We start from the raw sequence: 13948 nt of genomic DNA, 5'->3' as shown, positions 1-13948 counted from the left end.
GACTACTCGGGGGAGCCGAGCCAGGTGCGGGCCGCGCCCAGCAGGGCCCGCACTCCGAGCTCGATCGTCGGATCCTGCAAGGGCGCGAAGTGCGGCGAGTGGTTCACCGGGATCTCGGCGGGCAGACCGCGCGAGGCGAGGGTGTTCGCGTCCAGGCCCGCGAAGGCGGCGGGGTCGGTGCCGCCGAAGTGCCAGAACACCGAGGGCGCGCCGAGTTCCGTGCCGAACAGGCCGAAGTCCTCGCTGCCGTTGATCGGATGCGGCAGCACGAGCACGGCCTGCTCGCCGAGGACCTCGCGCAGCCCCTCGATCGTGGTGGCGGTGGCGTCGTCGCTGTTCTCCGTGACGGGGAACGCGCCGAGCGAGGTGAACTCCGGCTCCTTCGGCGATCCCGAGGCCTCCGCCTCCGCCCGGACGATCCTGCGCACCGCGGCGAGCACCCGCTCGCGCACCACCGGGTCGACCGAGCGGATGTTGAGCTTCAGCTCGGCCTCGTCCGCGATGATGTTCTCCTTCGTGCCGGCGTGGATCGAGCCCACCGTCACGACGGCCGCCTGCGAGGCGCCGACCTCGCGCGCGACCACGGTCTGCAGGCGCATCACGACGGCCGCCGCGAGGACCACCGGGTCGACGGTGGACTCCGGCATCGAGCCGTGCCCGCCGCGCCCGAAGAGACGTACGCGGTAGCTGTCGGACGCCGCCATGATCGCGCCCGGCCTGGTCACCGCGATCCCCGTCGGGAACGGGCCGACGTGCTGCCCGAGGCACACGTCCGGCGCCGGGAACCGCTCCGCGAACCCGTCGTCGAGCATGTCCCGGGCGCCCCGGCCGATCTCCTCCGCGGGCTGGAACACGGCGACGACCGTGCCGCGCCAGGCGCCCAGGTCCGCCGCGAGCAGCGCGGTCACGCCGAGCAGACACGTGACGTGCATGTCGTGGCCGCAGGCGTGCATGACCGGTACGTCGTTGCCGTCGCGGTCGGTGCCGCGGGCCTCGGAGGCGTAGGGCAGGCCGGTCGTCTCCAGGACGGGCAGGCCGTCCATGTCGGCGCGCAGCAGCACGGTCGGGCCCGCGCCGTTGCGCAGGACGCCGACGACCCCCGTGCCGCCGACGCCCTCGGTCACCTCCCAGCCGCCCTGCTCGCGCAGCCGGGCGGCGGCGATCCCGGCGGTGCGGGTCTCCTGGAGGGAGAGTTCGGGGTGCGCGTGCAGGTCCCGGTAGAGCTCGCGCAGGGACGGCAGCAGGCTGTCGAGGGTGGTGGCCGTGGCAGTCGTGGCAGTCATCGGGGCTCGCTTTCTACGTCTGGTCGTGCTGAGTCTGCGTTCCGCGCGCCCGCTTTGGCGGCGACGGGCGTGGGTTCGGGGGTGTCGGGCAGCCGCAGCGCCCGCCGGAAGTCGTGCGTGGTCTGGGGAGTGAAGCAGGCGAGGACCGCGGCGAACAGGGCGCCGACGACGAGGAAGCCGAACGCGGCGCCGAATCCGGCCGCGTCCGCGAGCAGCCCCATCGCGGTCGGCGCCACGATCCCGCCGGCCTGCCCGCCGAACGTGATCAACCCGGCCGCCGCGCCCGTCAGTTCGGGCGGCAGGCTGCGCAGCGGCACCGCGAAGATCGGCATGTAGCCCAGCGAGGCGGACGCGATCGCCACGGTCATCCAGCCGATGAACAGAGCCGTGCCGGAGGCCGTCGCCATGAGGATCAGGGCGACCGAGGAGACCGCCATGGCAGGCACCACGATCTTGCGCTGGTTGCCCTCGAAGCGGTCCGCGAGGCGGCCGCCGGCGATCACGGCGACGGTGGCCGCGCCCGCGGGCAGGATCGAGAGGGCGCCCGCCGAGGTCAGCGAGAGGCCCCGCTCGTCGTGGAGGAACGAGGGCACCCAGGTGTTGAGGCCCCACACGATGATGTCGTAGCCGAAGAACATCCCGGCGAACGCCCACATCGTCCCCGAGCGGAGCACGGTGCGGGTGCCGCCGCCCGTCTGCGGCCCGGCCGCCGTCCGCTCCCGCTCCGGCAGCCACAGCCGGACGGCCGCGTACACGAAGACGCCGACGGCGGCGACGGTGAAGAACGCCGAGCGCCAGCCGAAGTGGGCGATGAGCGGCGCGGCGACCAGCGGGGCGACGACGGCGGCCACCGCGTTCGAGGACTGCACGATGCCGTTGGCGCTCATCCGCTGGCCCGGCGTGGTCCGCTCGCTCACCGCCTTCATCGAGGCGCCCGGGAAGATCCCCTCGGCGACCCCGAACAGGAAGCGCACCACGAGCAGGATCGCGAACGAGCCCGCGAGCCCGGTGATCGCCGTGAAAGCGGACCAGATGAGCAGCGCCCAGCAGGTCACGCGCTTCGCGCCGAACCGGTCCGCGAGCATGCCGCCCGGGATCTGGCAGACGGCGTACGCCACGAAGAACACGGAGACCGCCATGCCCTGCTGGGCGCGGCTGAGGTCGAACTCCTGGCCGATCGAGGGAAGGGCCAGATTGATGACGAGACGGTCGATGTAGTCGATCAGCCAGGCGGCGAACAGCAGCGTGACCGTGATCTTGGCACCTCTGTCGAGGCGCTCACGTGCGGGACCTTGCGCGGGTGGGACCACAGGCACTCCTTCTAGAGTGGGCGTGCTGGTGTGGGGTGCGGCTCGGAAAGTGGGGACAGAATCCGGCCGCCGTGCGGGAAGGGGCCGCAATTGCAGGAAAACGGCAGCGCTGTCGAGCCGGTGCCGGAATCCGCCGCCTTCGAGGAGGCCGACCTCGCGCTCGTCGACGCCCTCCAGACCGACCCGCGTGCCCCGTGGAGCCGGATCGGCCCGGCCGTCGGCATCGACGCGACGACCGCCGCCCGCCGCTGGGCGCGCCTGGAACGGGCGGGCCTGGCCTGGGTGACGGCGTACGCGGGGCCGACGACGGCCACCGTCGCGTACATCGAGGTGACCTGTGTGCCGGGGGAGCTGGAGGAGCTGAGCGCGCGGCTCGTGCGGCTGCCCTGGGTGTTCAGCGCGGAGCACGTGGTCGGCGACTACGACCTGCTGCTGTCGATCGCGGCGTCCGACCTGCCGTCGCTGGGCCGCCGGGTCAGCGACGACCTCGGCCGACTGCCCGGCGTGCGCACCACCCGGACCCGGCTGAGCATGCGGCTCTACCAGGAGGGCAGCGGCTGGAAGGTACGGGCCCTTGCCCCGGCGGGGCGGGCGCGGCTCGGCGGGGCGGGGCCCACCGGCACCCGCGCGGCGCCGCCGCCCGCGTTCCGGCCCCGCGACGAGGTCGACCTGGCGCTCCTGCGCGAACTCGGCGACAACGGCCGCGCCGGATACGCCGAGCTGGCGGCCGCCGTCGGCGTCGGCGAGTCGACGGTACGGCGGCGGCTCGCCCGCGAACTGCGCGACCGGGAGATCGTGCTGCGCTGCGACCTGGCCCAGCAACTGGCGGGCTGGCCGGCCCTCGCCACGTACCGGGCGACCGTCCCGCACGGCGAACTCGACCGGACCGGCGCGGCGCTCGCCCGGCTCCCGCAGACCCGGCTGTGCGCCTCCGTCACCGGCTCCTGCAACCTGCTCCTGTCGGTGTGGCTCCGCGACCTCGACGGCATGGCCACCCTGGAGGCGCTGCTGGACGAGCGGTTCCCCGCGCTGCGCGTCGAGGACCGCACGGTGACACTGCGCACGGTGAAACGGATGGGGCGGATCCTGGACGACCAGGGGCGGGCCACGGGATACGTACCGGTGGGGCTCTAGACGCCGCCGGTACGCGGGGGATGCGCCGCGCGCCACGCCGCCATCGAGGCATCCCACCCGTCGCCGGACAGCGCGGTCAGCGACGCCGGGAAGAGACCGTCCTCCTCCTTGGCGATGTGCCGGTGCAGCTCGTCCGTCTCGTCCCTGAGGCGCTGCACGTCGCCGGGGTCGTTGAGGTCGAGCGTGGGCAGCAGCGCGCCGAGCTCCCGGTGCTCGGCGACGAGGGCGGCGATGTAATCGGCGTACTCCGGGTCCTCGGACATCGCCGCGAACAGGCCGTCCTCCTCGCCCTTCCAATGCGCGGCCAGCTCCCGCGCCATGGTGTCGACGAGCGTGTGCGCCGCCGCCACGTCACCGCGCTCCAGGGCCCGCAGCGCGTCCCCCGCCGCGTCGGTGACGCGCTCGTGCTCGGCGATGAACTCCTTGATCAGCGGGATCTCACGGCATCCGCAGTAGTGACACATGGCCTCATTGCAGTCGCTCGGACCCGCGCCGCGGGCGCGGTGGGCGCGGGCGCCGGGCCGCGCCCACCCGTGCGGCCCAACACCCTCGCGCCCCTTACGGCACCGGCAGTTCGAACCAGACGACCTTGCCGGTGGACAGCCGCGTCGCACCCCACCGCCGGGCCAGCCGGTTCACCAGATAGAGCCCGCGGCCACCCTCGTCCGTCGCCCGCGCCTGCCGCAGCCGCGGCAACTGCGGTACGTCGTCGCCCACTTCGCAGCGCAGCACATTGGTGCGCAGCAGACGCAGCGTCACGGGGCGCGAGGCGTAGCGCACCGCGTTCGTCACGACCTCGCTCACCAGCAGCTCGACCGAGTCCGTCAGCTCCTCCAGGTCCCAGCGGGCCAGCGCGCTGCGGGCCAGCCTGCGGGCCCGGCCGGGCGCCGCGTCCTCCGGGTCCAGGTGCCAGTACGCGACGTCGCTCGGCGCGATCCCGTCGAACCGGGCGGCGAGCAGCGCGATGTCGTCGTCCCGGTCGCCCGGTCCGAGCATGTCGAGCACCTCGTCGCACAGCGCCTCAAGGGGCGGCGGGTGGTCCGGGCCGGTCAACTGCGCGGTCGCGGCCAGCCGTTCGCGCAGCTGCTCTATGCCCGTCCACACGTCGCGCAGCCGCGACTCGACGAGCCCGTCCGTGTACAGGAGCAGCGTCGCGCCCGCCGGGGCGTCCAGCTCGACGGCCTCGAAGTCGACCCCGCCGACGCCGATGGGCGCGCCCGGCGGCACCCGCAGCACCTCGGAACGCCCGCCCAGGTGCAGCAGCACGGGCGGCGGATGACCGGCGTTGGCGATGGTGATGCGGTGCGCGACCGGGTCGTACACCGCGTACATGCACGTCGCCATGCGGTCGGAACCGAGCCGCTGGGCCTGCTCGTCGAGGTGGTGCAGGACCTCCTGCGGGGGCAGGTCGAGCCCGGCGAGGGTCTGCGCGGTCGTGCGCAGCTGGCCCATGATGGCGGCCGACGTCATCGAGTGGCCCATGACGTCGCCGACGACCAGCGCGACGCGGCTGCCCGGCAGCGGGATCGCGTCGTACCAGTCCCCGCCGACCCGGGCCGTCTCCGCCGCCGGGAGGTAGCGGGAGGCGAGCCGCACGCCGGTCGGGTTCGGCAGCGTCTCGGGCAGCATCGTGCGCTGCAACTCGTCGGCGATGTACGCCTCACGGCCGTAGAGGACCGCCTTGTCGATGCCGAGCGCGCTGTGCGTCGCCAACTGTCCCGCCACCAGCAGGTCGTCGGCGTCGAACGCGGGCCGGTCCGGGCGGCGCAGGAACACCGCCGCGCCGATCACCCGGCGCCTGCCGCGCAGAGGGGCCAGGATCGCGCGCTGCCCGCCGGGCAACACCCGCTCCGAGCCCAGCAGTTCCGGCAGCGCGGCGATCGCCGCGGGCGAGTCGGCGAACACGGGGCGCACCCCGCGCAGTACCTCGGCGAGCGCACCGCCGGTGAGCACCTCGCACAACTCGGCGGTGCCCCCGGTCAGTTCGAGCTGCGGGGAGGCCGGGACCGAGAACCCCACGCCTTCGGTGTCCGGGTCGTCCACCGCGTCGGGGATCCGGTCGGTGCGGCGCAGGCGCAGCACCATGGGGCCGGTCGGCCGCTCGTCGCCCACCGGCAGCGGCTCGCGCAGGTACACGAGGATCGCGTCGGAGAACGTGGGCACCGTCGCCCGGCACAGGCCCATCACGATCTCGTCGAGGTCCAGGCCGCGCGCGATCCGCCGGGTCGCGGCGCCGACGAAGCGCAGCCGGTCGCCGTCCCGCCGCATCGCCGTCGGCTGCCCGGCGGGACGCGGCTGCCCGGTGCGCCGGTCGGCGCCCTCCGGCGGCCCGGGGCGCACCGGCTCGGGGGAGGGGGCCACGGGCTGCGCGTGCTCGGCGTCCGGGGCGGAACCGGAGCCGCGCCGCGGCTGCTCCGGTAAGCCGCCGGAGGCCGGGGCGGAGGCCTCGCCGGAGGACGCGGAGGTCTCAGGGGTGTGCCGAAGCGCCCCGCGGGCATCGGCGGGGCGGGCCGCCGTGCCGTGGTGGCGGCCTTCGTGGGAGGTGGGGTACTCCGTCACGCGTGTCGATTCCGTCCGTCCGGGGCTGCGCGCCGTGTCACTGGCCAGTACGCCGGCAGTTGAGGAACATCTGGGGCCAGGGCCTGTCGAGGGTGGCGCCGCGACCCGTGACCTGCGGAGTGTCCCGCAGGAGAGCGGATACCCGGAACGTGCCCTCCGGGAACGGAATCCCGGCAGGCGACACCGCCGGGCGCGCGAACGCCGGGCGTGCGCGGACAGCGTGGCTCCCGGCCCTGGCGGCCGGTTCGCTCCGGCCCGCCCTCTGCGTCGTCTCACCCACGTTCACGGTCCCGCCGCCCCTCGATGACCTCGTTGACATCGTGTCAGACCTGTTGTGCGTGCCAAGAGTTGTCCGTAGAACCCGCACATTCGGACCGGTGCTCTCTCCGTGGCTGTCTTGCGGAGGACGATCCTACGGTTCCCCCATGGGGGCGCATCAAGGGTCTCATGAGGACACGTGCGCGGGCGTACGGTCCCAGTCCGCGGGGAGCGCGGGAACCGGCCACGCGGGGTCCGGGCGCCAGTGCTGCCAGCCGTCCGAGAACGGCCGCTGCCAGCCCTCGATCACCTCGATCGCGCGGCGCCCCGCGGCCCGCACCTCGGCGGCCTGCCCGGCGCTCATCAGGCCCACGGCCTGCGCCTGCGCGAACTCGTCCTCGTCGTGCCAGCGCCAGCTGCCGTCCGGATACACCGACAGGTCGAGGAAGTGGTCCTCCGAGTCGACGCCGCCGGCCCAACGGGCGCGCGGCTCCTCCAGGTTCACGTACCAATTGCGGAACCTCCAGCCCGGCTCCCAGAACAGCCACACCGACCAGGGGTCGCCGGGCCGCGCCAGCTTCAGCACACCGGTGCCGAACCAGCGGTCGCGCTGGAGCGTGCGCGGCTTCGTGTAGCGCGTGGCGAGCGGCTCGCGGTGCACGGGGGTGCCGTCGGCGAGCACGGGCTTCACGCACTCGGTGCCGGGCGCCATCCACACGGCGAGCAGCTCGTCGGTGTCCTGGACGACCGTGACCGGACGGCAGATGTGGAAGCCCTCGCCCCCGTTGGCGCGGTAGCGCCACAGGATCGGCTCCCCGGGCGCCCAGCGCCCCTCCCCGTCGGTCTTCCGGTCGTCGTCTGTCATGCGCAGATATTAGGTGCCATCGGCATACGACGCTGCGGTGCGTATCACGAATACGCCATCCGGCCACGCCCCGTTACGGGTGCGTCACCCGCAGGACATCCAGCGCCTCGTCGAGCTGTTCCTCGGTGAGGTCGCCGCGCTCCACGTAGCCGCCCTCGATGACGACCTCCCGGATCGTCTTCCGCTCCGCGAGGGACTTCTTGGCGACCTTGGCGGCCTCCTCGTACCCGATGTACTTGTTGAGCGGCGTGACGACCGACGGGGACGACTCGGCGTACTCGCGGGCGCGTTCGCGGTTGGCGGTGATGCCGTCGACGGTGCGGTCGGCCAGCAGCCGGGAGACGTTGGCGAGCAGCCGGATCGACTCCAGGACGTTCTTGGCGATGACCGGGAGCATCACGTTCAGCTCGAAGTTGCCCGCGGCGCCGGCCGCGGCGACCGTCGCGTCGTTGCCGGTGACCTGCGCGGCGACCATCAGCGTGGCCTCGGGCAGCACCGGGTTCACCTTGCCGGGCATGATCGACGAACCCGGTTGCAGGTCCGGGAGGTTGATCTCGGCGAGGCCGGTGCGCGGGCCGGAGGCGGCCCACCGCAGATCGTTGGCGATCTTCGTGAGGCCCACCGCGATGGTGCGCAGCTGGCCGCTCGTCTCCACGATGCCGTCGCGCGCGCCCTGCGCCTCGAAGTGGTCGCGGGCCTCGGTCAGCGGCAGCCCCGTCGCGCGGGCGACCTCGGCGATCACGGCGGCCGAGAAACCGGGCGGCGTGTTGATGCCCGTGCCGACCGCGGTGCCGCCCAGGGGCAGCTCGGCGAGCCGGGGGAGCGAGGCCCGCAGACGCTCCACGCCGTAGCGGACCTGCGCCGCGTAGCCGCCGAACTCCTGGCCGAGCGTGACCGGCGTAGCGTCCATGAGGTGCGTACGCCCCGACTTCACGACGTCGGAGAACTCGGCCGACTTCCGCTCCAGGGCGGCGGCCAGGTGGTCCAGGGCCGGGATCAGGTCGTGGGTGACGGCGGCGGTGGCGGCGATGTGGATGGAGGACGGGAAGACGTCGTTGGACGACTGCGAGGCGTTGACGTGGTCGTTCGGGTGCACGTCGCGGCCCAGGCGCTCGGTGGCGAGGGTGGCCAGCACCTCGTTGGTGTTCATGTTCGACGACGTGCCGGAGCCCGTCTGGAAGACGTCGACGGGGAACTCGTCGTCCCAGCGCCCCTCGGCGACCTCCGCGGCCGCCGCGGCGATGGCCTCGGCGATGTCCTTGTCGACCACCCCCAGCTCCGCGTTGACCGTCGCCGCCGCGCCCTTGATACGGGCCAGCGCCTCGATGTGGGCGCGCTCGATGCGCTGCCCGGAGATCGGGAAGTTCTCCACGGCGCGCTGCGTCTGGGCCCGCCACTTCGCGGCGGCGGGGACGCGGACCTCGCCCATGGAGTCGTGCTCGATGCGGTATTCGTCGGCGTTGGCACTCATACCGGGTACAGCGCACAAGACGGTGGGGTTGTTCCGGAAACGCCGGAACAACCCCACCGAAGAGTGCCGCGGAGTGCCGTTTACGACAGGCCGGGGCCGCGCACCGGGATGTGCGTGAAGGTCGGCTCGGGCGCCGGGTTCTGGAAGAAGTCGTTGCCCTTGTCGTCGACGACGATGAACGCCGGGAAGTCCTCGACCTCGATCTTCCAGACGGCCTCCATGCCGAGCTCCTCGTACTCGACGACCTCGACCTTCTTGATGCAGTCCTGCGCGAGGCGCGCGGCCGGGCCGCCGATGGAGCCGAGGTAGAAGCCGCCGTGCGCGTCGCACGCGTCCGTGACCTGCTTGGAGCGGTTGCCCTTGGCGAGCATGACCTTGGAGCCGCCCGCGGCCTGGAACTGCTCCACGTAGGAGTCCATGCGGCCGGCCGTCGTCGGGCCGAAGGAACCGGAGGCGTAACCCTCGGGGGTCTTCGCGGGGCCCGCGTAGTACACCGGGTGGTCCTTCAGGTACTGCGGCATCTCCTCACCGGCGTCCAGGCGCTCCTTGATCTTGGCGTGCGCGATGTCGCGGGCGACGACGAGCGGGCCGGTCAGGGAGAGGCGGGTCTTCACCGGGTGCTTGGCGAGCTCGGCGAGGATCGCGTCCATCGGCTGGTTGAGGTCGATCTTCACGACGTCGCTCGACGCGTCCTCGGAGAGGTGCTCGTCGGTCGTCTCCGGCAGGAAGCGCGCCGGGTCCGTCTCCAGCTGCTCCAGGAAGACGCCCTCGGCGGTGATCTTCGCGACGGCCTGGCGGTCGGCCGAGCAGGACACGGCGATGGCGACCGGGCAGGAGGCGCCGTGCCGCGGCAGACGCACCACGCGCACGTCGTGGCAGAAGTACTTGCCGCCGAACTGCGCGCCGATGCCGATCTTCTGCGTCAGCTCGAAGACCTTCTGCTCCAGCTCCTCGTCCCGGAAGCCGTGGCCGAGCTCGGAGCCCTCGGCGGGCACGTTGTCCAGGTAGTGCGCGGAGGCGTACTTGGCGGTCTTCAGGGCGTACTCGGCGGAGGTGCCGCCCACCACGATGGCCAGGTGGTACGGCGGGCACGCGGCGGTGCCCAGCGACCGGATCTTCTCCTCCAGGAACTTCATCATGGAGCCCTCGTTGAGGACCGCCTTCGTCTCCTGGTAGAGGAACGACTTGTTGGCCGAGCCGCCGCCCTTGGCCATGAAGAGGAACTTGTAGGCGCCGCCGTCCGTCGCGTACAGCTCGATCTGCGCGGGGAGGTTGGAGCCGGTGTTCTTCTCCTCCCACATGTTCAGCGGGGCCATCTGCGAGTACCGCAGGTTCAGGTTCTGGTAGGCGTCGTAGATGCCCTTGGAGAGCGCCTTCTCGTCCTCACCTTCGGTGAGGACGTTCTGCCCGCGCTTGCCCATGACGATGGCGGTGCCGGTGTCCTGGCACATGGGGAGCACGCCCGCGGCCGCGATGTTGGCGTTCTTCAGCAGGTCGAGCGCGACGAACTTGTCGTTGCCGGACGCCTCGGGGTCGTCGATGATGCGGCGCAGCTGCGCGAGGTGCTCGGGGCGCAGGTAGTGCTGGATGTCGTGGATCGCCTCTTCGGCGAGCTTGCGCAGCGCCTCCGGCTCGACCTTCAGGAACGTACGGCCGTCCGGCCCCTCAGCGGTGGAGACACCCTCCGAGGTCACCAACCGGTACGTGGTGGTGTCCTCGCCTTGGGGGAGCAGATCGGTGTACGCGAACTCAGGCATCTCGCCCATTCCTCTTTCGGCCGGTTGACAGCTGGCATCCGTTGGCAGCGCCAACCAGCGTAGAACCTGGTCGGGCGGCCGGGTCTGTGAGGTAAGGCTCAGTTGGCTCAGGGAGCCCCGCCACGGGGGGTGTCGCGATCTATCGCGTTTCGGTACGCTGCTGCCGTGGACCTTCAAAAGCGCCCTTCGCAGCCCGCGCCCAGTGCCCCCGCGGCGGAGCCGACCGACCTGCGCGCGTCCGACGCGGACCGCGACCGGATCGCGGACATCCTGCGCGAGGCGCTCGCGGAGGGCCGGCTGGACGCGGAGGAGCACGCCGAGCGGATCGACGGGGTCTACCGCGCGAAGACGGTGGGTGAACTGGAGCCGCTGGTGCGCGACCTGCCGGGCGCCCACGAGCCCCGCCGCCCGGCGCCCGAGGAGGGCCCCGCCCCGAGCCGCCCGGCCCCCGGCACCGTGCCGTCGGTGGCCGACGAGAACCTGGTGGCGGTGCTCAGCTCCACGACGCGCAAGGGCCGCTGGCGGGTGGGCCGCCGCACGCACGCGTACGCGATCTTCGGCAACGTGGAGATCGACCTCAGCGAGGCGATCTTCGAGTACCCGCAGGTGTACATCAAGGCGGTCTCCGTGTTCGGCAACGTGGAGGTCCGCGTCCCCGAGAACATCTCGCTGCGCGGCAGCGGCGCGGGCGTCCTCGGCAACTTCGAGGTGGACACGCTGGACGCGCGCGAGCCCGGGGCGCCCGTCGTGTACGTCGACGGGTTCGCGGTCCTCGGCAACATCGAGGCGAAGCCGAAGCGGGGCAAGCTCATCCAGAACCTGGAGAAGCACCTGCGCAAGCACTTCGGCTGACGGCGCCGACGGTCGGTCGGCGGCTTTTGGGTGCCCAAGTCCCCTATGGGGGCGGGAACTTCCGTGCGTGGGAACTCAGTGCATAGGCGTCGACACAGCGGGTAGAGCTTGCTGCATCGTCTCTCGCTCGCGAAAGCCGTCGTTAGCCGTCGTCAGGAGTAGACCGTGCTGCACCCGCCGCATCAGTCCCTGCAGGTCACCGCCGTACCGCAGCAGCGTGAGCCAGTCAGGGGCAGGGATCAGGACGCTCCATGGCACACGGAGGCCGTGTGCAGGCGCGACGAGGCGGGCCTCTTCTTCGCCCCGTCCAAGGAACCCACCGCCGCGCGTCTCGCCCGCGAGGAAGCGGCCAAGCGGGTCTGCGCCCGCTGCCCCGTACTGGTCGAATGCCGCGAACACGCCCTCCTCCAGCCGGAGCCCTACGGCGTCTGGGGCGGCCTCACCGCCGCCGAACGCCGCGTCGTCCTCGCCCGCAGGCGCCGCCGCGACGTCGAACTGAAGAAGACACCCCGCACGGTGGCGGTCTGACCGGACGCAAGCAGCCTCGCCGGCGTTTGAGGCGCGGGGTCCGGGGCGGAGCCCCGATCTTTGAGCCTCTGCGGCGATTGAGCAGCGGGGTCCGGGGCGGAGCCCCGTGGGTGCACCCCCGGACCCCCGCGACCTACTTGGCCCGGTCGAAGTCGATCGCGCTGTAGGCCCGCAACTTGCTCAACCGGTGCGTGGAGTCGATCTGCCGAATCGTCCCGGACTTCGACCGCATCACGAGCGACGACGTGTGCGCCCGCTCCGAGTCGTACCGCACCCCCCGCAGCAACTCCCCATCGGTGATCCCGGTGGCCACGAAGAAGATGTTCTCGCCGGAGACGAGGTCGTCCGTCGACAGCACCCGGTCCAGGTCGTGCCCCGCGTCGATCGCCCGCTGCCGCTCCTCGTCGTCCTTCGGCCACAGCTTGCCCTGGATCACACCGCCCAGGCACTTGATCGCGCAGGCGGAGATGATGCCCTCGGGCGTACCGCCGATGCCCAGCAGCAGATCGACGCCGGACCCCTCCCGCACGGCGAGGATCGAACCCGCGACGTCGCCGTCCGAGATCAGCTTGATGCGGGCGCCGGTCTCCCGGACCTCCTTGATGATCCCCTCGTGCCGCGGCCGGTCGAGGATGACCACGGTGATGTCCTCGGGCGCCCGCTTCTTCGCCTTGGCGACCCGGCGGATGTTCACCGACACCGGCGCGTTGATGTCCACGTAGTCGGCGGCCTCGGGGCCGGTGACCAGCTTGTCCATGTAGAACACGGCGGACGGGTCGAACATCGTGCCGCGGTCGGCGGCGGCGAGCACCGCGATCGCGTTCGGCATGCCCTTCGCGCAGAGCGTCGTGCCGTCGATCGGGTCGACGGCGATGTCGCACTCGGCGCCCGTCCCGTCACCGATGCGCTCCCCGTTGAAGAGCATCGGGGCCTCGTCCTTCTCGCCCTCGCCGATGACGACCACGCCGTTCATCGAGACGGTGGAGACGAGCGTGCGCATGGCGCGCACGGCCGCGCCGTCCGCGCCGTTCTTGTCGCCGCGGCCCACCCAGCGGCCGGCGGCCATGGCCGCGGCTTCGGTGACCCGGACGAGTTCCAGGGCGAGGTTGCGGTCCGGGGCCTCGGAGGGAACCTCGAGTTCGGACGGAAGCTGGTGATGCTCGGTCATCGAGACGCACCTTTCTGTTCCGGGATTCACCGGATTGTTCGGCTTCACCGGGATACGACGACGGCCGGACGAGGGGTTGGTATGGGGAGGACTCTATCGTCAGTCCGACAATCTGAGCAGACCGCCCCACGGATGAGCGGACCGGGCAGCCTCGTACCGCGCGAATCCGGACCTCCCGGCGGAGATCATCGGGCGACCTGCGACGATGGAACGCGTGGCAGCAAGAAACGGTAAGAAAACGGTCGGCAGCCTGGTCCTCTCGCTCGGGGTCTGTGTCGTCGCGGCCGGCGTGATCTACCTCTTCGTCCCCCACGACGACTCCGGGGAACCGCCGGTCAAGCGCGTCGACTACAAGATCGAGCTGACGACGGCCCGCCGCGCGGCCTCGTACCCGGTGGCGGCGCCCACGGGTCTCTCCGACGCCTGGAAGGCCACCTCGGTGCGCTACCAGGGGACGTCGAACGACGCCTGGCACCTGGGCTTCCTCGACCCGGACGGGCAGTACGTCGCCGTCGAGCAGTCGGCCGACAAGTCCAAGGCGTTCATCGCCGACGCGACCCAGAAGGCCGAGGCGACCGGCCGTACGCAGCGCATCGGCGGCGAGGAGTGGGAGCGCTACAAGGGCGAGAAGTACGACGCCCTGGTGCTGAAGAAGGACGACGCCACGACGGTGGTGACCGGCACGGCCGACTTCGCCCAGCTGACGAAGATGGCCGAGTCCCTGGAGATGAAGCGCGAGAAGGCGTAGGTACGCGGACATGAG

General features: G+C 72.0%; 12 protein-coding genes. 4 read left to right on the top strand and 8 right to left on the bottom strand.

The window, feature by feature from the left end:
• Positions 1-2: 2 nt before the first annotated feature.
• Both ACYBSK_RS32390 and ACYBSK_RS32385 read right to left on the bottom strand, forming a co-directional pair.
• Entirely contained in the window at positions 3-1283 is a 1281-nt protein-coding gene (locus tag ACYBSK_RS32390) for an amidohydrolase (protein WP_460244231.1), read from the bottom strand.
• Positions 1280-2593: an MFS transporter gene (locus tag ACYBSK_RS32385; RefSeq protein WP_460244230.1), complete on the bottom strand. Its 1314-nt coding sequence runs from the start codon at positions 2591-2593 to the stop codon at positions 1280-1282. Before ACYBSK_RS32385 ends, ACYBSK_RS32390 begins: the two co-directional genes overlap by 4 nt.
• Positions 2594-2683: 90 nt before the next feature.
• On the opposite strand from ACYBSK_RS32385, the gene ACYBSK_RS32380 reads away from it, so the two are divergent.
• Positions 2684-3727: an Lrp/AsnC family transcriptional regulator gene (locus ACYBSK_RS32380; protein WP_460244229.1), complete on the top strand. Its 1044-nt coding sequence runs from the start codon at positions 2684-2686 to the stop codon at positions 3725-3727.
• On the opposite strand, the gene ACYBSK_RS32375 is transcribed toward ACYBSK_RS32380, so the two are convergent.
• The 5 genes from ACYBSK_RS32375 to ACYBSK_RS32355 form a co-directional block, all read right to left on the bottom strand.
• Complete coding sequence (locus tag ACYBSK_RS32375; protein WP_460244228.1) at positions 3724-4191, bottom strand: hemerythrin domain-containing protein; 468 nt, start codon at positions 4189-4191, stop codon at positions 3724-3726. The two genes, ACYBSK_RS32380 and ACYBSK_RS32375, sit on opposite strands and share 4 nt — an antisense overlap.
• 94 nt (positions 4192-4285) lie before the next feature.
• A complete protein-coding gene (locus ACYBSK_RS32370; RefSeq protein WP_460244227.1) occupies positions 4286-6286 on the bottom strand; it encodes an ATP-binding SpoIIE family protein phosphatase in 2001 nt (666 codons plus the stop codon).
• A gap of 445 nt (positions 6287-6731) precedes the next feature.
• Entirely contained in the window at positions 6732-7409 is a 678-nt protein-coding gene (fomD, locus tag ACYBSK_RS32365) for a cytidylyl-2-hydroxypropylphosphonate hydrolase (protein WP_457480810.1), read from the bottom strand.
• 73 nt (positions 7410-7482) lie between these two features.
• Complete coding sequence (locus tag ACYBSK_RS32360) at positions 7483-8880, bottom strand: class II fumarate hydratase (RefSeq protein WP_460244226.1); 1398 nt, start codon at positions 8878-8880, stop codon at positions 7483-7485.
• An 80-nt stretch (positions 8881-8960) separates the two neighbouring features.
• Positions 8961-10637 (bottom strand): fumarate hydratase, encoded by a 1677-nt coding sequence (locus ACYBSK_RS32355; RefSeq protein WP_460244225.1) that lies wholly within the window; start codon positions 10635-10637, stop codon positions 8961-8963.
• Between the two features lie 165 nt (positions 10638-10802).
• Between ACYBSK_RS32355 and ACYBSK_RS32350 the strand changes: the two genes are divergently transcribed.
• Together ACYBSK_RS32350 and ACYBSK_RS32345 are read left to right on the top strand one after the other, a co-directional pair.
• Positions 10803-11489: a DUF1707 SHOCT-like domain-containing protein gene (locus tag ACYBSK_RS32350; RefSeq protein WP_457480807.1), complete on the top strand. Its 687-nt coding sequence runs from the start codon at positions 10803-10805 to the stop codon at positions 11487-11489.
• A gap of 165 nt (positions 11490-11654) precedes the next feature.
• A complete protein-coding gene (locus tag ACYBSK_RS32345) occupies positions 11655-12017 on the top strand; it encodes a WhiB family transcriptional regulator (protein WP_457480806.1) in 363 nt (120 codons plus the stop codon).
• A gap of 133 nt (positions 12018-12150) precedes the next feature.
• On the opposite strand, the gene glpX is transcribed toward ACYBSK_RS32345, so the two are convergent.
• On the bottom strand, positions 12151-13185 hold the full coding sequence (glpX, locus tag ACYBSK_RS32340) for a class II fructose-bisphosphatase (RefSeq protein ID WP_457480805.1): 1035 nt from the start codon (positions 13183-13185) through the stop codon (positions 12151-12153).
• Positions 13186-13399: 214 nt separating this feature from the next.
• On the opposite strand from glpX, the gene ACYBSK_RS32335 reads away from it, so the two are divergent.
• Positions 13400-13933, top strand: coding sequence for a DUF4245 domain-containing protein (locus ACYBSK_RS32335; RefSeq protein ID WP_460244224.1), 534 nt, complete (start codon positions 13400-13402; stop codon positions 13931-13933).
• The last annotated feature ends 15 nt before the right edge of the window (positions 13934-13948 follow it).

Source organism: Streptomyces sp. BYX5S (assembly GCF_054724165.1).
Note: the sequence above shows the minus strand (reverse complement) of the source record. Positions and strands in the feature narration are given on the sequence as shown.